14 protein-coding genes are annotated in these 20,158 nt (G+C 74.1%); 7 read left to right on the top strand and 7 right to left on the bottom strand.

From position 1 onward, the window contains the following. Positions 1 to 140 precede the first annotated feature (140 nt). On the bottom strand, positions 141 to 1,874 hold the full coding sequence (locus ACIQBJ_RS27415; RefSeq protein WP_400715695.1) for an ABC transporter ATP-binding protein: 1,734 nt from the start codon (positions 1,872 to 1,874) through the stop codon (positions 141 to 143). A 112-nt stretch (positions 1,875 to 1,986) separates the two neighbouring features. Beyond that, on the bottom strand, positions 1,987 to 3,705 hold the full coding sequence (locus tag ACIQBJ_RS27410; RefSeq protein WP_400715693.1) for an ABC transporter transmembrane domain-containing protein: 1,719 nt from the start codon (positions 3,703 to 3,705) through the stop codon (positions 1,987 to 1,989). A 136-nt stretch (positions 3,706 to 3,841) separates the two neighbouring features. On the opposite strand from ACIQBJ_RS27410, the gene pnuC reads away from it, so the two are divergent. Together pnuC and ACIQBJ_RS27400 are read left to right on the top strand one after the other, a co-directional pair. Continuing rightward, the gene (pnuC, locus tag ACIQBJ_RS27405) at positions 3,842 to 4,432 is read left to right on the top strand and encodes a nicotinamide riboside transporter PnuC (protein ID WP_400715691.1); all 591 of its coding nucleotides are present in this window, start codon (positions 3,842 to 3,844) and stop codon (positions 4,430 to 4,432) included. Beyond that, positions 4,429 to 5,487: an AAA family ATPase gene (locus ACIQBJ_RS27400; RefSeq protein ID WP_400715689.1), complete on the top strand. Its 1,059-nt coding sequence runs from the start codon at positions 4,429 to 4,431 to the stop codon at positions 5,485 to 5,487. Before pnuC ends, ACIQBJ_RS27400 begins: the two co-directional genes overlap by 4 nt. A 1-nt stretch (position 5,488) precedes the next feature. Here the strand turns inward: ACIQBJ_RS27400 and ACIQBJ_RS27395 are convergent, their stop codons facing one another. After that, entirely contained in the window at positions 5,489 to 7,432 is a 1,944-nt protein-coding gene (locus ACIQBJ_RS27395) for a discoidin domain-containing protein (protein ID WP_400715831.1), read from the bottom strand. A gap of 145 nt (positions 7,433 to 7,577) precedes the next feature. Continuing rightward, positions 7,578 to 8,552: an ArsR/SmtB family transcription factor gene (locus ACIQBJ_RS27390; protein WP_400715687.1), complete on the bottom strand. Its 975-nt coding sequence runs from the start codon at positions 8,550 to 8,552 to the stop codon at positions 7,578 to 7,580. Positions 8,553 to 8,741: 189 nt separating this feature from the next. Between ACIQBJ_RS27390 and ACIQBJ_RS27385 the strand changes: the two genes are divergently transcribed. Beyond that, a complete protein-coding gene (locus ACIQBJ_RS27385) occupies positions 8,742 to 9,152 on the top strand; it encodes a hypothetical protein (RefSeq protein WP_400715685.1) in 411 nt (136 codons plus the stop codon). A gap of 43 nt (positions 9,153 to 9,195) precedes the next feature. Here the strand turns inward: ACIQBJ_RS27385 and ACIQBJ_RS27380 are convergent, their stop codons facing one another. The 3 genes from ACIQBJ_RS27380 to glgX form a co-directional block, all read right to left on the bottom strand. Beyond that, positions 9,196 to 11,028 carry an ABC transporter ATP-binding protein gene (locus tag ACIQBJ_RS27380; RefSeq protein ID WP_400715683.1) on the bottom strand — a complete coding sequence of 611 codons (1,833 nt, stop codon included), beginning with the start codon at positions 11,026 to 11,028 and terminating at the stop codon, positions 9,196 to 9,198. Then, positions 11,025 to 12,869, bottom strand: a complete 1,845-nt coding sequence (locus tag ACIQBJ_RS27375; protein ID WP_400715680.1) for an ABC transporter ATP-binding protein — start codon at positions 12,867 to 12,869, stop codon at positions 11,025 to 11,027. The genes ACIQBJ_RS27380 and ACIQBJ_RS27375 overlap by 4 nt, the downstream gene beginning before the upstream one ends. Before the next feature lie 91 nt (positions 12,870 to 12,960). Next, positions 12,961 to 15,138 carry a glycogen debranching protein GlgX gene (gene glgX / locus ACIQBJ_RS27370; protein WP_400715678.1) on the bottom strand — a complete coding sequence of 726 codons (2,178 nt, stop codon included), beginning with the start codon at positions 15,136 to 15,138 and terminating at the stop codon, positions 12,961 to 12,963. 213 nt (positions 15,139 to 15,351) lie between these two features. Between glgX and ACIQBJ_RS27365 the strand changes: the two genes are divergently transcribed. The 4 genes from ACIQBJ_RS27365 to ACIQBJ_RS27350 all read left to right on the top strand — a co-directional run bounded on the left by ACIQBJ_RS27365 (position 15,352) and on the right by ACIQBJ_RS27350 (position 20,061). After that, positions 15,352 to 16,563 carry an Ig-like domain-containing protein gene (locus ACIQBJ_RS27365; protein ID WP_400715676.1) on the top strand — a complete coding sequence of 404 codons (1,212 nt, stop codon included), beginning with the start codon at positions 15,352 to 15,354 and terminating at the stop codon, positions 16,561 to 16,563. 167 nt (positions 16,564 to 16,730) lie between these two features. Next, the gene (locus tag ACIQBJ_RS27360) at positions 16,731 to 17,999 is read left to right on the top strand and encodes an Ig-like domain-containing protein (protein WP_400715674.1); all 1,269 of its coding nucleotides are present in this window, start codon (positions 16,731 to 16,733) and stop codon (positions 17,997 to 17,999) included. Positions 18,000 to 18,188: 189 nt separating this feature from the next. Next, positions 18,189 to 19,397: an Ig-like domain-containing protein gene (locus tag ACIQBJ_RS27355; protein ID WP_400715672.1), complete on the top strand. Its 1,209-nt coding sequence runs from the start codon at positions 18,189 to 18,191 to the stop codon at positions 19,395 to 19,397. Positions 19,398 to 19,587: 190 nt separating this feature from the next. Beyond that, on the top strand, positions 19,588 to 20,061 hold the full coding sequence (locus ACIQBJ_RS27350) for an ATP-binding protein (protein ID WP_400715670.1): 474 nt from the start codon (positions 19,588 to 19,590) through the stop codon (positions 20,059 to 20,061). Positions 20,062 to 20,158 lie beyond the last annotated feature (97 nt).

Raw genomic sequence — 20,158 nt, 5'->3', positions numbered from 1 at the left:
CGTGCGCCGGGCTTCCGCCGAGGGCCTTCGGCCCGGAACGGGGTCGGCGCCTCGCGGCCCGTCGGTCACCCGCCCCTCGGCACCGCCGTTCCCCGGGCCCCTGGAGCTTCGCTCCCGGCGGGCCCGGGGCGTGAAGTCCCCTACTCCGTGCGCCAGGTGTGCCAGAGCCTGGCGTACGGGCCGTCCGCGGCGAGCAGGGTCTCGTGCGGGCCGAGGTCGGTGAGGCGGCCCTGGGTGAGGACGGCCACGCGGTCGGCGTCGTGGGCGGTGTGGAGCCGGTGGGCGATGGCGATGACGGTGCGGCCGGTGAGGGTGGCGGCGAGGGCGCGTTCGGTGCTGCGGGCCGCGGTCGGGTCGAGCAGGGCGGTGGCCTCGTCCAGGATCAGGGTGTGCGGGTCGGCCAGGATGACGCGGGCGAGGGCGAGCTGCTGCGCCCGGGCGCCGTCCAGGACGGTCGCCGCGGGGCCGAGTTCGGTGTCGAGGCCGTCCGGCAGGTCGTGCTGCCAGCCGACCGAGTCGAGCGCCGCGGTCAGGGCGGCGTCCTCGGCGTCCGGGGCGGCGATCCGCAGGTTGTCGCGGAGGGTGCCGAGGAAGACGTGGTGCTCCTGGGTGACCAGGACGACCTGGCGGCGCAGCCGCTCCGGGGAGAGTTCGGCGACCGGCACGCCGCCGACCGTGACGCTGCCCGCCCGGGGCCGGTCGATGCCGGCCAGCAGGCGGCCGAGGGTGGTCTTGCCGGAGCCGGACGGGCCGACCACGGCGAGCCGCTCGCCCGGGGTCAGGTCGAGGTCCAGGCCGTGCAGGACGTCGGGCCCGTCCGGGTAGGCGTAGCGGACGCCGGTGACCCGGATGCGGTCGTCGGCGGGCACCGCGTCCACGACGGGCCGCTCCTCGGCGGGCGCGGCCAGGCCCTCGACCCGGGCGTACGCGGCGGTGCTGCTCTGGACGGATTCGAGCAGGACGACCACGGTGTCCAGCGGGTCCTCCAGGCGGCGCAGGAAGAGCGCCGCGGAGACGGCCGCGCCGAGGGTGATGGTGCCGTTGCCGACCAGGACGGCGCCGAGCGGCAGGACCAGCACCAGTGGCACCGTGTAGGCGGCGTTGATCACCGCGAAGAAGCGCAGCCGCAGCCGGAGGGTGCCCAGCCGGGTGCGGCGGGCGGCGGCGAGGGCGTCCCGCCCGGCGGCCAGGCGCTGCTCCTGGAGGCCGAGGGCGTCGACGGTGCGGGCGCCGGAGGCGGTCGCGGACAGGGTCTCGGCGAGGTCGGCGTTGGCGGCCCGGTCGGCCAGGTAGGCGGCCGGGGCGCGGCGCAGGTACCAGCGGGCGCCCAGGCTGATCATCAGGACGCCGAGCAGGGCGCAACTCCCCAGCAGCGGGCTCAGGACCAGCAGCGCCACCAGGATGAACAGGGCCTGCGCGCAGGCGACCAGGAGTTCGGGGGCGGCATCCCGCAGGGCCTCGCCGACGGCGGTGGCGTCGGCCGTGCCGCGGGCGGTGAGGTCGCCGGCGCCGGCCCGTTCGGCGGTGGAGGCGGGCAGCGCGAGGACCCGGTCGAGCAACTGCTCGCGGACCCGGGCGGCGGCCCGCTCGCCGAACTTGTGCGCCAGGTAGCGGGCCTGGCGGTTGGTCAGGATCTGGGCGGCGGCGCAGCCGAGCAGCAGCAGGCCGAGCCGGTCGATCTCGCCGGTGGTGGTGCCCCGGGCCCGGGTGACCAGGTCGATGATCCGGCCCAGCAGCCAGGGCCCGGCCAGGCCGAGCAGCGCGGCCGCGCCGTTGAGCAGCAGGACGACGGCGAAGGCCCGGCCGTCGGCGCGGACCAGGGCGACGGCGGCCCGCCGGACCTGGCGGGCGGTGGCGATCGGCAGGGTGCTCAACTGGCGTCCTCGGTGGGGGAGTGGGGGCCTTGTGGGAGCAGGGCGCGGCGGTCGGACCGGGGGCGGGTGCGGTCGGCCGGGGCGGGCCGGACGGCCGTGGTCGGCAGGGTGCTCAACCGTTGTCCTCGGTGGGGGAGTCGGGGCCGCGGAAGACCAGGGCGCGGTAGCCGGGCTGGGTGCGGAGCAGGTCGCGGTGGGTGCCGCTGGCGGCGACCTTGCCGTCGACCAGGTAGTGGACGGTGTCGGCCCGGTCGAGCAGGGCCGGGGAGGTGCTGGTGACCAGGGTGGTGCGGCCCGCCCGGGCGGCGCGCAGGCCGTCGGCCATCGCGGCCTCGGTGTGGGCGTCGACCGCGGAGGTGGGCTCGACGGCCAGCAGCACCTCGGGATCGGCCGTCAGCGCGCGGGCCAGCCGCAGCCGCTGGCGCTGGCCGCCGGAGAGGTCGCGGCCGCCTGCGGCGACCGGGGCGTCCAGCCGGCCGGGGAGGGCGTGCAGCACGTCGAGCGCGGCGGCGGAGCCGAGGGCGGCCAGCAGCGTCTCGTCGGCGGCCCCGGTGCGGCCGCCGACGGTGTCGCGCAGCGGGCCGGCGAACAGCGCGGCCTCGTTCTCGGCGAGGGCGATCCGGGCCCGGACCTCGGTCAGCGGCAGGTCGGCGAGCGGGACGCCGTCCCACTCGGCGGCGGTCGGGGCGAGCCGGGCCAGCCGCTCGGCGACGGCGGCGGTCTCGGCGGGGCGGGGCCCGGCCAGCACGGTGAACTCGCCCGGGGCGAGCCGGACGCCGGACTCCGGGTCGGCCAGCTCGGCGGGGGCCGCGGGCGCCTCGGCGGTGCCGGCGTCCGGGTCGGGCCGCAGGTTGAGGAAGTCGGTGACCCGGCGGGCGCAGACCACGGCGCGGGTGATGTCCTGGCCGCTCTCGATCAGGAAGTAGATCGGGGCGACCAGCACGGCGGCGTAGGCGAACACCGCGGCGAGCTGACCGGGCGTCAGCTGGCCCTGGAGGGTGAGCCGGGCGCCGAGCCAGGTGACGGTGGCGAGCAGCAGCACCGGCAGGCCGGTGCCCAGGGCCTGGATCCAGCTGGCGGTGCCGCCGACCCGGTAGCCCTCGGCGCGCAGCCGCCGGGAGTCGTCCCGGTAGCGGGCCGCGTAGACGTCCTTGCCGCCGAGGCCGTTGAGCACCCGCAGGCCGCCGGCCAGGTCCTCGAAGCGGGCGGTCAGCCGGGACTGCTGCTCGCGGAAGCTGCTCTCGGTGCGCTGCTGGCGGGCGAACAGCGGGCGCAGCACCAGGCCGAGGGCGGGCAGGCCGAGCAGGACGACCAGGGCGAGCAGCGGGGAGAGGGTCAGCAGGATCACGGCGACCGTCAGGTAGCAGACCACCGAGCCGACGCCGGGGCCGATGAAGGTCAGCGCCAGGGATATCCGCACCACGTCGGAGATGCCGATGGTGACCAGCTCGCCCGCGGAGACCTGCCGGGGCAGCGCGGCGCCGAGCCGGACGCTGTGCCGCAGCACCACGGCGACGGTGCGGAAGGTCGCGTCGTTGCGGATCAGCGTCATGGTGCGGTGCCGCCACCAGGCCAGCACCAGGTTGACCGCGCCGTAGCCGAGCAGCGCGCCGGACCAGGCCAGCGTCGTCCCCGGGCGCCCGGGCCGCAGCCCGTCGTCGATCGCCCGGGACAGCAGGTAGGGCGGCACCGTCAGGCAGAGCATCCAGGCGGTGCCGTAGAAGGTGCCGGCCAGCGAACGGCGGCGCTGGCTCAGCACCAGCCACCACAGGAAGCGGATCGGGCCGCGGGCGTCGGGGGTGCCGGGGTGGCCGGCGATCGGGTCGTCCACGGAGCGAAGACTAGTGGCGCGCCCTCCGGCCGGTCGATGTGATTTCCGGGACCTCCGCAGGTCACCCCGGTACCTGGCCCCGGGCGGGGCTTGCGGGGGACGGCGCGACCCATTATCGTCAACCTGACGTTAATGGGTGCGAGGGGGAACGACGGCCGAGTGGCTGGGATTCGTCACCGGCGCGGTGTGCGTGTGGCTGACGGTGCGGACGAACGTGTGGAACTTCCCGGTGGGCATCGCCGACAACGCCTTCTTCCTGGTGATCTTCGCCGGGGCCGGCCTGTACGCCGACTCCGGGCTCCAGGTGGTCTTCCTGGCGCTCGGCGCGCACGGCTGGTGGCGCTGGCTGCGCCGCGGCGAGCGCGGCGACCGGCTCGCGGTGCGGCGGGGCGGCCCGGCCGTGCTCGGGGCCGCGCTCGCGGCCGTGGCGGTCGCCACCGCCGGGCTCTACCTGCTGCTGGCCGCGGTCGGCGACAGCGCGCCGTTCGCGGACGCGCTGACCACCGCGCTCTCGCTCGCCGCGCAGTGGCTGCTGAACACCAAGCGGATCGAGACCTGGTACCTGTGGATCGCCGCCGACCTGGTCTACGTCCCGCTCTACCTCGCCCGCGGCCTGTACCCCACCGCCGCCGTCTACTGCCTCTTCCTCGGCCTCTGCTGCTACGGCCTCCGCAGCTGGCGGGCCGAACTCCCCACCGCCGGAAGGCCGCTGGAGGCCGCCGCATGAGCCGCTTCGCCCACGCCCTGGTGATCGGCAAGTTCTACCCGCCGCACGCCGGCCACCACTTCCTGATCCGCAGCGCCGCCGACGCCGCCCGGCAGGTCACCGTCGTGGTGATGGCCGCCGACAGCGAGCACATCCCGCTCGCCGACCGGCTCGGCTGGCTCCGCGAGAGCTGGCGGGACGACCCGCACGTCCGGGTGGTCGGCACCGTCGACAACATCCCCGTCGACTACGAGGACCCCGACATCTGGGACGGCCACGTCGCCCTGATGCGCGCCGCGCTGCGCCCCGGCGAGCAGGTCGACGCGGTCTTCTCCTCGGAGGACTACGGCGTCGAACTGGCCCGCCGCTTCGATGCCGCGCCCGTGGTGCTCGACCTCGGCCGGGCGACCTTCCCGGTCTCCGGCACCGCCGTCCGGGCCGACCCCGCCGCGCACTGGGCCGACCTGGAGCCCGCCGTCCGGGCCGGGCTGGCCCGCCGGGTGGTGGTGGTCGGCGCCGAGTCCACCGGCACCACCACGCTCTCCCGCGACCTGGCCGCCGCGCTGCGCGCCCGCGGCGGCCCGCACGCGCTGACCGGCTGGGTCGCCGAGTACGGCCGCGAACTGACCGCCGCCAAGCTGGCGGTCGCCCGGGCCCGGGCCGTCCGGGCCGGGGCGCCGGCCCCGACCGTGGACCGGCTCGACTGGGACGAGGCCGACTTCGCCCTGGTCCGGCGGCGCCAGGCGGAGGCCGAGGAGCGGGCCGCCCGGGCCGGCGGCCCCCTGCTGGTCTGCGACACCGACCTGCTGGCCACTGCCGTCTGGGAGGAGCGCTACCTCGGCCGCACCGGCCCCGCGACCTGGGCCGCGGCCCGCGCCCAGCCGCCCCGCGCGCTCTACGTGCTCACCACCGAGGACGGCGTCCCGTTCGAGGACGACGGCCTGCGCGACGGCGAACACCTGCGGACCTGGATGACCGGGCGGTTCCGCGAGGTGCTCGCCGCGCACGGCGCGCCCTGGACCGAGGTCCGCGGCGGGCGCGCCGAACGGGTCGCCGCGGTGCTGGCGGCGCTCTGAATCAGGAGGCGTACACCTGGAGCCCGGCGACCTGGCCGGCCGGCCAGCCGGTGTTGGCGGTGAAGACCAGGCGGAGGTGGCGGGCGCTCGCCGCGGCGGGGAGGGCGAGCGCCGCGGTGTTGCCGCCCGCCGGGTCGAACACGTACCCGGCGGGTGCCAGCAGGCGGGCGAACGTCGCCCCGTCGGCGCTGCCCTGCACCTCCACGGTCTGGGTGCGGGTGCCCCAGGCGGCGGACGGGGGCACCGAGAGCACGATCCGGCGGACCGGCAGCACCGAGCCCAGGTCGACCTGGAGCCACTGCGGGAAGGCGTTGTTGGGGCTCTCCCAGTAGCTGTTGGGGTCGCCGTCCACCGCGTTGCCGGAGCCGTAGACCTGGGTGTGGCCGCTCTCCGCGGTGGGCCGGCGCAGCGCCAGGTCGCCGGACGGCACGGTGGCGGGCGAGGTGGTCGCCGTGACCCGGTCGGAGGCGGGCGAGACGTTGCCCGCCGCGTCCAGCGCCCGGACGGTGAAGCCGTACGAGGTCGACGGGGACAGGCCGGTGACGGTGAGCGCGGTGGCGGCGGTGGTGGCCGCGACCGCGTCGCCGAGCACGACCCGGTAGCCGGTGACGCCCACGTCGTCGGTGGCGGCGTTCCAGGCCAGCGAGACCGTGGTGTCGCTCTGCCCCGTCACCCGCAGGCCGCCCGGCGCGGTCGGGGCGGTGGTGTCCGGTGCGGTGGGGAACGGCTTGGTCGGGCGGGCCGCCGTCACCGGCAGCTGCCCCTTGAGCATCCGGCCGCCGTCGCCGGTCAGGCGCAGGTAGTAGTCCGAGGAGCAGGCCGTGCCGTCCTCGTCCAGCGCCAGGAACCCGGACCCGGCCGGTACCCAGGACTGCGACTCCGCCGTCTTCGCGATCTGGTTGCCCTCGTTGTACTCGTCGAACATCGAGACGTACGCGGAGGCGACCCCGGCCCGGGCCATGTTGTAGAACTGCCGCCACATGAAGTCGCCGTGCGCCCGCTGCCGGTCCCCGACCCCGCCCGGCAGCACGCACGGCTGGTAGTCGATGCCGTGCGCGTCGCACTCCGCGAGGTCCGGGACGGTCGCCACGGTGTAGAAGTTGTCGGCGTCCGCGGCGCTGCCGATCCGGCCGACCAGCCAGGGCGAGAGCATGTCGAAGGCGTGGTAGACCTCCGCGAAGCCCGGCCGGGAGTCCCGGTCGCCGGTCCGCCACCAGGTCGGCACCCCGCCGATCACGTAACAGCCCTGCGCCTTGAACCAGTTGACCACGTCCAGGCACTGGGCCGGGGTGAACGGGCGCTGGTCGTCGTTGAACCCGAAGCCCCAGACGCACACCACCGGTTTCCCGTTCTGCCGGGCGTACGCGGGCGAGGCGGTGTGGGCGCGCATCCTGTCCGTCCAGTCGGCCTTGATGTCCGACTGCATGGTCGTCCAGTCCGAGACGTCGTACATGACGTAGAACTTCACGCCCTGCGACTCCGCGGCGCCGCGCACCTTGGCCGCCATCGCGTCCCGGGTCGGGCCCTCGCCGCCGGTCGGGTTGAAGCGCTGCAGGGCGGCGGTGTCGATGCCGTACTGCTTCATCCAGCGGAAGTGGGTGTCGACCGTCGACCGGTCGTAGGAGGAGAACAGGGCCGCCTGCTGACCGTTGTTCAGGTTCGCGAAGGCCGTGGCGTACGTCTTCGGGTACTCGCGGACGTCGGGCCAGGCGACGATCGAACTGTTCGAGGGCGAGGGGGCGGCACCCCAGTTCCGCGCCCAGTGCCACCAGCCGTTGATCGGGGCGCCGTCGCCGGGGCAGGCGAACCAGCCCTGGTAGCCGACCGTCACCTTCCCCACGACGTCGCCCGCCGGGCTCGCGGCGTGCGACACGCCCTCGCCCAGGCCGATCGCGACGCCCGCCGCCGCGGTCGCCTGCAGGAAGACCCGCCGGGTCACCACCATGTCGCTGCCTCCGTCCTTGTCGGTCAACGACCCGGGAGCGTAGCCAAGTTGACATGACACAGCAATATGTTCGACATGGATGGCAAGAAGCTGATGAGACTTGGAAAGAATCGGATCTTCGAGGGTGGTGCTGCCCGCGCGCCGATCAGGGGTTCGCGCCGAGCAGAGCCACGGCCAGGTCGGTGAGCACGTGGCGGACGCTCCGACCGGTGCGATGGGTGCGCAGCAGCGCGCTGTCCCGCAGGACGGCGGTGTGCTGGCTGATCGCGGCCGGGGTGCAGCCGATGTGGCGGGCGAGTTCACCGGTGGAGTGCAGGTCGCGTTCGGCGATGGCGGTCAGCACGGCGGTCCGGGTGCGGCCGAGCAGGGGGACCAGGTGGTCGACGGACTCGGTGTCGTGCACCCCGAGCAGTGCCCGGCTGCGGATCGGGTAGCACAGGCTGGGGCGTTCGTCCGGGGTGTTGTAGCCGACCACCAGGGGGTGGGCGGTGCCGAACACGGTCGGCTGGATCAGCAGGCCCCGTCCGCCGAGGTGGAGGTCGAGGTCGTCGCGGCGTGCCACGTCCACCTCCAGGACCGGGGAGTTCCACCGCACGCCCGGGTGCAGGGAGTCGAAGAGCTGCCGCAGGCCGTCGCCGGGCCCGGGCGCGCCGTGGGCCCGGTCGGCCGCGAACAGCGCGCGGATCTGGGCGCGGAAGGGGTCGATCGCGGTCGCCTGGTAGCCCCCCAGGGCGCGGCCGAACAGCGCCCGGGCCCGCGGGTCCTCGTCGGCGAGGTGGCGCGCGAACGGGGTGAGCGGCCGGAACTTGGCCAGGAACTCGATGTAGGCGCGCCGGTAGGCCAGGTCCGGTCCGGCGGCGGAGGCCGCGGTGGCCCGGGCGTCGGGCCTGATGTGGTCCTCCAGGAAGGCGGGCAGCACCGTGGGCGTGCACAGCTCGCCGAGCAGCAGGGTGTGCGGATCGCGGTGCCGCAGGAAGGTCCGCCGCCACTGCCGGAACCGCAGGTCGTTCGCGCCGCTGTCGAGGACCCGCAGGCTCAGCACCGTCTCCATGGCCAGGTCGGGCGCGGTGGCGACGCGGGTGTTGGCCAGGTCGTCGACGGTGAAGTGGATTCTGAGCACGGTTTCCCCCCGGTCCGCGAGCGTGCGAGGGCGCCACGGTACCCCGGTGGGCACGGGATTTAAGGCGGGACTGAACAGCTCGTGCGCCCGTCGCCGGACCGGGATCGTTGGCCCCGGCCGGCCCCGTGAGCGGGGTCGGCCGGACCGCCGGCCGACCGGCGGTCCCCGGTCCCGTCATCGAGGAGAAGCATGTCCGTCCGACGCAAGACCTCCACCGTCCTGGCCGGCCTGGCCGCCCTGCTGCTGGCCGGCGGGGTCGCGGCGACCTCCGCGCAGGCGGGGACGCACGACAACAACAACGGCGTCATCAGGTACAACGGGGTCGCCCAGCCCCTGTACACCGGCAGCGGCGTCTGCCCGTCCGGGTCGTTCTGCATGCTCGCGCACACCCAGTACGACACCTTCCACACCTGGGCCTTCCCGTCCACCTGCAGGCACTACACGATGGACAACTGGAACGCGCACGGCTCCTGGGTCAACAACTCCAAGTACCTCGTCTGGTTCCGCGACGGGAGCGGCGCCATCGTGGGGCACGCCAGCCCCGGCACCTCCTCGCCGGACTTCGACTTCAACCCGGTCTGGAGCTTCGACGTGTGCTGACGGACCGTCGGCCCGGCCCGGCCCGCCGGGCCGGGCCGACGGCCTAGACCAGGCTGTCCTGCCAGGTGCGGTGGAGGGTGGCGAAGCGGCCCTCGCCGGCGATGAGGGCGGCGGGGGTGCCGTCCTCGATGACGCGGCCCTGGTCCATGACGAGGACGCGGTCGGCGATCTCCACGGTGGAGAGGCGGTGGGCGATGATCACGGCGGTGCGGCCGGCCAGGACGGTGCGCATGGCGTGCTGGACGGCCTGTTCGCCGGGGACGTCGAGGGAGGAGGTGGCCTCGTCGAGGATCAGGACGGCGGGGTCGGCGAGCAGGGCGCGGGCGAAGGCGACGAGCTGGCGCTGGCCGGCGGAGATCCGGCCGCCGCGCTTGCGGACGTCGGTGTCGTAGCCGTCGGGGAGCTCGGCGATGAACGCGTGGGCGCCGATCGCCCGGGCCGCGGCCTCGATCTCGGCGCGGGTGGCGTCCGGCCTGCCGACGGCGATGTTCTCGGCGACCGTCCCGGAGAACAGGAAGGACTCCTGGGTGACCATCACGACGTTGGCGCGCAGGTCGGCGGTGGTGAGCGCGCGGAGGTCGACGCCGTCCAGGGCGATGCTGCCGGAGGTGGGGTCGTAGAACCGGGCGAGCAGCTTGGCCAGCGTGGACTTGCCGGCGCCGGTGGCGCCGACCACGGCGGTGGTCCGCCCGGCGGGCAGGACCAGGTCGAAGGCGGGCAGCACCTCCTTGCCGTCGGCGTAGGCGAAGCGGGTGTCGCGGAAGGCGATCTCGCGGCCCTTGCCGACCGGGGCGGGGAGCGCGGCGGGCTCGGCGGGCTCGGCGACGGACGGCTCGTGGGCGAGCAGGCCGGAGATCTTCTCCAGGGCGGCGGCCGCGGACTGGTAGCTGTTGAGGAACATCGCCAGCTGGTCGATCGGGTCGTAGAGCCGGCGCAGGTAGAGCACGAAGGCGGTGAGCACGCCGAGTTCGAGGCTGCCGTCGGTGACCAGCAGGGCGCCGAGGACGACCACGCCGGTGATCCAGACGTTGGCGGTCAGCCGGGACAGGAAGACGTACCGGGCCATCTCCAGCAGGCCGTCCGCGGTGGCGGTCGCGGACTGCCGGTTGAGGGCGCCGAACGCCTTGTCGTTGGCGGCCTCGCGGCGGAACGCCTGGACCGGGCGGATGCCGTTCATGGTCTCGGTGAAGCGGACGATCAGGGTGGCGACGGCCGTCCGGGAGCGCCGGTAGACCTGCTGGGAGCGGCGCCGGAAGGACCGGACGATCAGGTACATCGGCAGGAAGGAGGCCAGCGCGGCCAGGCCGAGCCGCCAGTCGACGACGATCAGCACGACCGTGATGTAGCCGACCGACAGGAAGACCATCAGGAGTTCCTGCAGGCCCTCGGAGAGCAGCTCGCGCAGGGTGTCGACGTCGCTGGTGGCGCGGGAGATGATCCGGCCCGAGGTGTAGCGCTCGTGGAAGTCCAGGCCGAGCCGCTGGGCGTGCCGGAAGATCCGGCCGCGCAGCTCCAGCAGGATGTCCTGGTTGATCCGGGCGGCGAGCCGGATGAAGGCCCGCTGCAGCAGGGTGGCGACCAGCGCGCAGCCCAGGTAGGCGGCGGTGACGGCGATCAGCGGGCCGGAGTCGTGCTCGCGCAGGGCGGGCACGCCGCGGTCGATGGCGAAGGCGACCAGCAGCGGGCCGGCCTGCAGGGCGGCCTGCTGGACCAGGACGGCGAGGACGGCGACGGCGATCCGGCGGCGGTGCGGGGCGAGCAGCGAGCCGAGCAGGGCGCGCGGGGCGCCGGGCGGGACGGGGATGTCCTGGTCGTCGGCGGCCGGGGGGAGGAGGTCGTCCTCGTCGACGGCGGGTTCGGCGACGGCGGTGGTCATCGGGCCAGCGCCCCTTCCAGTTCGGATTCGCCGGACATCAGGGCCCGGTAGGCGGGACAGGAGCGCAGCAGCTCCTGGTGGGTGCCGACGGCGGCGATCCGGCCGTCGGCGAGCAGCGCGACCCGGTCGGCCAGCAGCACGGTGGACGGGCGGTGCGCGACGACCAGGGCGGTGGTGTCGGCCAGCACCTCGCGCAGCGCCCGCTCGACCAGCGCCTCGGTGTGCACGTCGAGCGCGGAGAGCGGGTCGTCCAGCACCAGGAAGCGCGGCCCGCCGACCACGGCGCGGGCCAGCGCGAGGCGCTGGCGCTGGCCGCCGGACAGGCTCAGGCCCTGCTCGCCGACCTCGGTGTCGAGGCCCTCGGGGAGCTTGTCGACGAAGCCGGCCTGGGCGGTGGCGAGTGCCGAGCCGACCTGCTCGGGGCCGGCGTCGGGGGCGCCCATCAGGACGTTCTCCCGGACGGTGGCGGAGAACAGCGTCGGGTCCTCGAAGGCGACGGCGACCTCGCGGCGGAGCCGCTCGCGCGGCAGGTCGCGCAGGTCGGTGCCGTCCAGCGTGATCGACCCGGCGGTGGGGTCGTACAGGCGGGGGAGCAGCGCCGTCAGCGTGGTCTTGCCGCTGCCGGTGGCGCCGACCAGGGCCAGCGTCTCGCCGGGGCGGACGTGCAGGTCGATGCCGGCCAGCAGGTCGGGGGTGCCGGCGGGGGCGTCGGGGTAGCGGAACCGGACGCCGGAGAAGCGGATGCCGCGGTCGTCGGCGGGGGCCAGGCCGGAGGGCGGGTCGGCCGGCTCCGGTTCGTCCATCACCTCGAAGTAGCGGTTGGCGGCGCTGGCGGCCTCGGCGGCGAAGCCGAGCAGCCAGCCGATCGACTCGACCGGCCAGCGCAGGGCGAGCGCGGTGGAGAGGAAGGCGACCAGCGTGCCGACCGAGAGCTCGTCGTGCGCGACCAGGACGGCGCCGGTGGCGAGGACGCCGCCGAGGGCCAGCTCGGGCAGGCCGACGATGACCGCCCACAGGTTGCCGAGCAGGCCGGCCTTGTGCAGCTCCGTGGCGCGCAGTTCGGCGCTGCGGTCGCGGAACTCCTCGGCCATGGTGCGGTGCCGGCCGAACGCCTTGAGGATGCGGATGCCGAGCACCGACTCCTCGACCACGGTGGCCAGGTCGCCGTTCTGGTCCTGGGCGAGCCGGGAGGCGGCGGAGTACCCGGCCTCGAAGCGGCGGGTGAAGACCATCAGCGGGATCGCCGGGACCAGCGTGATCAGGGCGAGCCGCCAGTCCAGCACGAACATCAGCGCGGTGCCGGTCAGGAAGACCGTCGAGTTGACGACCAGGAAGACCAGCGGGAAGGCCAGGAACATCCGCAGCACGAACAGGTCCGAGGTGGCCCGGGAGAGCAGCTGGCCGGAGGGCCAGCGGTCGTGGAAGGAGATCGGCAGCCGCTGGAGCTTGGCGAACAGGTCGCCGCGGAGCCGGGTCTCGACCCGGGCGAGCGGGCGGGCCACGATCACCCGGCGGACGCCGAACAGCACCGCCTCGGCGACGCCGAGCAGCAGCAGGGCGACGGCCAGCGGCCACAGGCCGGCCAGGTCGTGCCGGGCGACCGGCCCGTCGACGATCCGGCGCAGCACGACCGGGACGGCCAGCACGCTGAGCGAGGCGAGCCCGGCGGCCGTCATCGAGCCGAAGATCCGCCAGCGGGCCTCGCGGGCGTACGGCCACAGGCGCAGCAGCGAGCGCACGGCGGACCGGGGTACCGGTGCCGGGGTGCCGTGCGGCCCGTCGGTGGACGGTTCGTTCGAATCCGCGGGGGTGGGCGGAGCGGGGTTCTGGTTCTCGGCCATCGCCGAGCAGGGTAGGCGCCCGCACTGACATTTCTCATCCGGTTTTTTGCCCCTGTCGGTGAGAACCGGCCAGGGCCGGGCGGCGCGCGGCTCAGGCCGTCAGCAGCACCGCCGAACGGCCGGTCAGCAGCATCTCCGAGACCGGCGCCGCGGCCGGCTCGCCCGCCAGCGCGGTGTCCAGCAGCGGGACGTGCGGGGCGGGCAGCGTGAAGCGGCACGGCTCGGGAGCCGCGTTCAGCAGCAGCAGGAAGTCCGCGTCCCGGACCTCCCGGCCCTGCGGGTCGCGCGCGGACATCGCGCCGCCGGACAGCCGCATCGCCAGCGCCCGGCCCGGCGCGAACCAGTCCGCGTCGGTCATCTCCCGGCCCTCCGGGGTCAGCCAGACCAGGTCGCGCTGCCCGTCCGGGCCGTCCGGGCGGCCGGAGAAGAACGCCCGCTGGCGCAGCACCGGGTGGGCCCGGCGCAGGTGCACCAGCCGGGCGGTCAGCTCGGTCAGCGAGCGCCAGTCCGGGTCGTCCAGCAGCGACCAGTCCAGCCAGCTGGTCTCGTCGTCCCGGCAGTAGGCGTTGTTGTTGCCGCCCTGGGTGCGGCCCATCTCGTCGCCCGCCGTCAGCATCGGCACCCCGCTGGAGAGCAGCAGCGTGGTCAGCAGGTTGCGCAGCTGGCGGACCCGCAGCGCGCGGACCGCCGGGTCCGCGGTCTCGCCCTCCGCGCCGTGGTTCCAGGACCGGTTGTCGTCGGTGCCGTCCCGGTTGTCCTCGCCGTTGGCCAGGTTGTGCTTGCGGTCGTAGGAGACCAGGTCGCGCAGGGTGAAGCCGTCGTGCGCGGTGACGAAGTTGACCGAGGCGTACGGCCGCCGGCCGCCGCGCTGGTACAGGTCGGAGGAGCCGGAGAGCCGGGTCGCCAGCTCCCGGACGTCCGGGCGGGCGCCGCGCCAGAAGTCCCGGACGGTGTCCCGGTAGCGGTCGTTCCACTCGCCCCACAGCGGCGGGAAACCGCCCACCCGGTAGCCGCCCGGGCCGACGTCCCACGGCTCGGCGATCAGCTTCACCCGGCTGAGCAGCGGGTCCTGCGAGACCGCGGCCAGGAACGGGTGCTCCATCTCCACGCCGTCGCCGCCGCGGGCCAGCGCCGCCGCCAGGTCGAACCGGAAGCCGTCCACGCCCATCTCGGCGACCCAGTACCGCAGCGAGTCGGTGATCAGCCGGATCACCTGCGGGCGCCGGGTGTCCAGGGTGTTGCCGCAGCCGGTGTAGTCGGCGTAGCCGCGCCGGGAGCGGTCCAGCCGGTAGTAGCCCGCGTTGTCGATGCCGCGGAAGGACAGCGCCGGGCCCATCGCCCCGGACTCCGCGGTGTGGTTGTAGACCACGTCGAGGATCACCTCGATGCCCGCCGCGTGCAGCGCCCGCACCATCCGCTTGAACTCGCCGACCTGCTGGCCCCGGCTGCCCGAGGCCGCGTAGCCCGCGTGCGGGGCGAAGTAGCCGAGCGTGTTGTAGCCCCAGTAGTTGACCAGGCCGCGGGCCTGCAGGTGGTCCTCGCTGACGTGCTGGTGCACCGGCAGCAGCTCCACCGCCGTCACGCCCAGCCGGGTCAGGTGCGCGACCGCCGCCGGGTGGGCCAGCCCCGCGTAGGTGCCGCGCAGGGCCGGCGGGACCTCCGGGTGGCGCATCGTGAAGCCCCTGACGTGCAGCTCGTACAGCACCGTCTCGGCCCACGGCGTCTTCGGCCGCTGGTCGTCGTACCAGTCGTCGTCGTCGTGCACCACCACCGCCTTGGGCACGTACGGCGCCGAGTCCCGGTCGTCCCGGACGGTGTCCGCGACGTCCCGCTCCGGCCAGTTCCGGACGGCCGCGCAGGTCGCGTCGTGGGCGGTGTAGCCGCCGTCGACCGCCCGGGCGTACGGGTCGAGCAGCAGTTTGGCCGGATTGTGCCGGGCGCCCGTCCACGGGTCCCACCGGCCGTGCACCCGGAAGCCGTACCGGGTGCCGGGCAGCACACCCGGCAGGTAGCCGTGCCAGGTCTGGTACGTCTGCTCGGCCAGCCGGTGCCGGGTCTCCCGGCCCGCCTCGTCGAACAGGCAGAGGTCGACGGCCTCCGCGTTCGGCGCCCAGAGCGCGAAGTTGGTGCCCCGCCCGCCCGCGCCGTCGGCCCGGAACCGGGCGCCCAGCGGCTGCCAGCTGCCCGGCCAGGGCGGCACGGGCCCGTCCGGGGCGGCGGCCCGCGACTCCCGGCGCGCGTCCGTGCCCAGCTCCTGCCACGCCGTCATGGCGACCCTCCCAGCCGTCCGGGGGCCCGTCCCCGTTCTTCCGGTTGTTCCCTGCCCGATGCCGTCCGGCACCCCCGGCCGGGAGTGTGACGCACCGTGACCGATCATGTGCCCCGCGGAGTCGGGGGTGGAAACCATCCGGTCGTGTCCGGGAGGCGGAATCCCTCGTTGAGCCCGGCGACAGGTGGTGTCGGACGAACCCGGGAGGACGGCATGCGCGCCGCGGTACGGCTCTGGGCACGGCGGGCGGCGGCGGCCGGACTGGTCCTGCTGACCGGCTGCTCCGGCGGCGGCCGGACCCCGGCGGAGGACGCCGCCCCCGCCCCCGCCGGGGCCCCGCCGGTCTCCCGGGCCCAGCTCGCGCTCGCCCCCGGCGACGGCGCGCAGGACGTCCCGGTGGACGGCGCCGTCCGGGTGACGGTCGCGCAGGGCCGGCTGCTCTCGGTCCGGCTGGCCGACGACCGGGGCGCCCAGGTGCCCGGCACGCTCGCCGCCGACGGCACCGGCTGGGCCCCCGACGCGAAGCTCGCCACCGCCACCGCCTACACCCTGGACGCGGTCGCCGAGGACGCCGCCGGGCTGCGCGCCGTCCAGCACGCCGGCTTCGCCACCCTCGCCCCCGAGCACACCTTCGTCGCCTTCTTCACCCCCGAGGACGGCTCCACCGTCGGCGTCGGCATGCCGGTCTCGCTGCGCTTCTCCCGGCCGGTCGAGGACCGGGCCGCCGTCGAGCGGGCGGTCGCCGTCACCGCCGACCCGCCGGTCGAGGTCGGCGCGCACTGGTTCGGCGACCAGCGGCTGGACTTCCGGCCGGAGAAGTACTGGAAGCCCGGCACGGCGGTCACCCTGGCGCTGCGGCTCAAGGACGTCGAGGCCGCCCCCGGGTACCTCGGCACCCAGCGCAAGGACGTCCGCTTCACCGTCGGCCGCTCGCTGGTCGCCGCCGTCGACCTCGACGCGCACACCATGACGGTCCGTCAGGACGGCCGGGTGCTGCGCACCCTGCCGGTCAGCGGCGGCAGCCCCGAGCACGCCAGCTACCTGGGCGCCATGGTGGTCTCCGAGCGCTTCGAGACCACCCGGATGAACTCGCAGACCGTCGGCCTCGGCGACGAGTACGACATCAAGGACGTGCCGCACGCGCTCCGGCTGACCGCCTCCGGCACCTTCGTGCACGGCAACTACTGGTCCGACCCGGCGGTGTTCGGCTCGGCCAACACCAGCCACGGCTGCCTCGGCCTGGCCGACGCCAAGGGCGGCTCCGACGACTCCCCGGCCGGCTGGCTGTACCGGCGGGTCATGGTCGGCGACGTGGTCGAGGTGCGGGGCTCGCGCGGCGACCGGGTGGCCCCCGACAACGGCCTCGGCGACTGGAACCTGGCCTGGTCGGCCTGGCGGACCGGCGCCGCGCCGGACGTTCACTGAACCACCACCCCGCTCCCCCCGGGGATTCACTCAGGCGCGCCGGTTATCCTGACCCCCGCGCGCGACCGCTCCCCGTTCGGGAGGGCGCCGACCGCATCCGACCCGGTGCAACCGATCCCGGGCGCCACACGTGTATTCGTCGTGAATACCTGGAGGGGAGCAGCACGGTGAAGGCGGTTCAGAAGTCCGGTGCGGGAATAGCCGACGGCGGGCGCGGACGCGGGGCACGCCGTGCCGCGACCGCCCTGCTGATGGGCGGCGTCCTGCTGCTCGGCACGGCGTGCAACGACGACGCGAAGGCCGGTGGCACCGGCGGCAGCTCGACCGAGGCCAAGGGCGGTGACAGCAGCACCGCGGGCAGCTCGGACGCCACCCCGAAGGTCTCCACCGCGCAGCTGACGGTCACCCCGGCCAACGGGGCCACCGACGTCGCGCCCAAGGACGGCCTGCAGGTCGCGGTGGCGAGCGGCAAGCTGACCAAGGTCGAGGTGGCCGACAAGAACGGGGCCGCGGTGGCCGGCGAGATCGCCGCCGACGGCCTGAGCTGGAAGCCCACCGGCCAGCTGGCCGTGGGCACCACCTACACGGTGAACGCCCAGGCGGTGGACGCCGCCGGCCTGGTGGCCGCCTCCACCACCAGCTTCACCACGCTGACCCCGGCGAAGACCGCGGGCACCAGCGACAACATCGCCGACAACGGCACCTACGGCGTCGGCATGATCGTCTCGGTGAAGTTCGCCAAGTCGATCAAGAACAAGGACGCGGTGCTGGGCGCCATCACCGTGGTCGGCTCGGACGGCACCCAGGCCAAGGGCCACTGGTTCGGCACCCAGCGGCTGGACTTCCGGCCGGAGAAGTACTGGAAGCCCGGCACCAAGGTGACGGTGAAGTACCGCCTGAAGAACGTCGAGGTCGCGCCCGGCATCTACGGCGACATCGACAAGGACGAGCCGTTCACCATCGGTCGCTACCAGGTCTCCACCGTCGACGCGGCCACCCACATGATGTCGGTGGCGCACGGCGACGGCTCCACCCAGAACGTCCCGATCACGGCCGGCAAGGACCAGTACTCGTCCTGGAACGGCAGCATGGTGATCATGAGCAAGGACAAGGTCACCCGGATGAACTCGGCGACCCTGTCCAACATGAAGGGCGACGAGTACGACATCCCGGACGTCCCGCACGCGATGCGGCTGACCGACTCCGGCACCTTCGTGCACGGCAACTACTGGGGCAGCGCCTTCGGCAAGGCCAACACCAGCCACGGCTGCGTCGGCCTGCAGGACACCAAGGACGGCAGCGACAGCTCGCCCTCCGGCAAGTTCTTCAACTCGTCGATGATCGGCGACGTGGTGACGATCAAGAACTCCACCAGCAAGGTGGTCTCCCCGGACAACGGCCTGAGCGGCTGGACCCTCCCGTGGAGCCAGTGGTAGCCCTCGGCGCTCCGCGGCCGTGACCGCGGCGACGGCCCGGCAGCCCGCGCGGCTGCCGGGCCGTGGTCCGTTCGTGACCGGACCGGGACACTTCCCCCGCAACGTTTCGGGGACTTGGCCCGTCATATCAACCGAAAGACCTGTCAGCCGACAGGCGGGGTGTGTGGGGAGAGCGGAATCGTGAAGGCTATGCGCGGGGGATTCGCCGTGGGGGCGCTCGCGGGCGCCCTGGTGCTGATGGCCACGGCCGGGTGCAGCGGGCCGGCGAAGGCGGAGGGCGGGACCGGGGGCGGCGGCGGTGCCGGCAGCAGCGCGACGGCGACCCCGCCGAAGCCGACCGTGTCGGCCGCCACCATCGCCATCGAGCCGGCCAACGGCACGGTGGACGTCAAGCCGTCCGGCACGGTCAAGGTGACGGCCGCCGGCGGCAAGCTCACCTCGGTCAAGGTGACCGGCCCCGACGGCACCCAGGTGCCCGGCGCGCTCACCGCCGACGGCACCGGCTGGGCCCCCGGCGGCCCGCTGCTGGTCGGCACCGCCTACACCGTCGACGCGCTCGCCGAGGACGCCCAGGGCGTGGTCGTCAACGCGCGCTCCTCCTTCACCACCCTCACGCCGGAGAAGGACGCCGGGGTCAGCGACAACATCGCCGACAACGAGACCTACGGCGTCGGCATGATCGTCTCGGTCAACTTCGACCGCGCGGTGAAGAACAAGGACGCGGTGCTGGCCGGCATCGCCTTCGAGACCTCGGACGGCACCAAGGTCAAGGGCCACTGGTTCAGCGACAAGCGGCTGGACTTCCGGCCGGAGAACTACTGGAACGCCAACACCAAGGTCACCATCCACTACAAGCTCAAGAACGTGGAGACCGCGCCCGGCGTGTACGGCGGCGTCGACAAGGACGAGCCGTTCGCCATCGGCCGCTCCCAGGTCTCCACCACGGACGCCGCCACCCACCGGATGACGGTGTTCCGGGACGGCCAGCAGGTCGACGACATCCCGATCACCGCGGGCAAGCCCGGCTTCGACACCTGGAGCGGCATCATGGTGGTCGAGGCCAAGGAGGGCACCACCCGGATGACCTCCAACGGCATCACCAAGGAGGGCTCCGGCGACGAGTACGACCTGGTGGTCCCGCACGCGATGCGGCTGACCGACTCCGGCACCTACGTGCACGGCAACTCCTGGACCGGGTCGAAGATCGGCCGCTCCAACGAGAGCCACGGCTGCATCGGCGTCACCGACACCAAGACCGGCAGCCCGAGCACCGACGCCGGCAAGCTCTACGACTCCACCCTGGTCGGCGACGTCTTCAAGGTGGTCAACTCCAAGAGCGACCAGGTCTCCCCGTCGAACGGCCTCAGCGGCTGGAACCTGCCGTGGGCGCAGTGGTGACGGTAGGTCACCAGTTCGGTTGCTGACGGCATATGCCAACTGAATAGTGATCGTTTGCTCATTGTCCGTACGCGGCCGCTCGCGTTCCGCAATGATGGGGCGCATGGCGGGATGGGGCGAAGCGGAGCGGGCATCACTTCCACCGGCCGGCAGCCGGGGTGACGATCCGTCGGGGATCGGCGCCCGCGTCGTGCTGGCCGACCTGGAACGGCTGACGCCGGAGGAGATGGAGCACATCTTCTTCGGCGTCCTCAGTGATCCCGACGCCGGCGAGGAGGTGCGGCTGCCCTCCCGTCCGGAGTCGGCCGGGGTGGCCCGGCGGCTGGTGCGCTCGGTCTTAGAGACCTGGAAACTCCATCAGCTCCTGGAAGCCGTCGAGTTGCTCACCGGTGAACTCGTCGCCAACGCCGTCCGGCACGCCGGGGGCCGGATGATCGGCCTCAAGGTGGTCCGGCGGCCCGGCTGGCTGCGGGTCGAGGTCCGCGACTCCTCGCGCGCGATGCCCTGCCTGATCGTCGCCCCCGAGTCCGTCTGCGTCAACGGGCACGGCCTCAAGCTGGTCGACTCGATCGCCGACCGCTGGGGCGCGGACCTGCTGCCGCGCGGCAAGGGCGTCTGGTTCGAGATCAAGATCCGCGAACGCGCCGCCGCCGCGGTCGCCTGACCGCCTGGCATCCGAAGGTGAACTGAGCCACAGACCTTGCTTTCGGTTTTACCCGCCACCCAAATCATGCGATAGTCATGCACGTCGGGCACAACAA

The organism is Kitasatospora sp. NPDC088391 (genome assembly GCF_044753345.1).
Classification (GTDB): domain Bacteria; phylum Actinomycetota; class Actinomycetes; order Streptomycetales; family Streptomycetaceae; genus Kitasatospora.
This window is presented reverse-complemented; position numbering and strand designations above follow the sequence as displayed.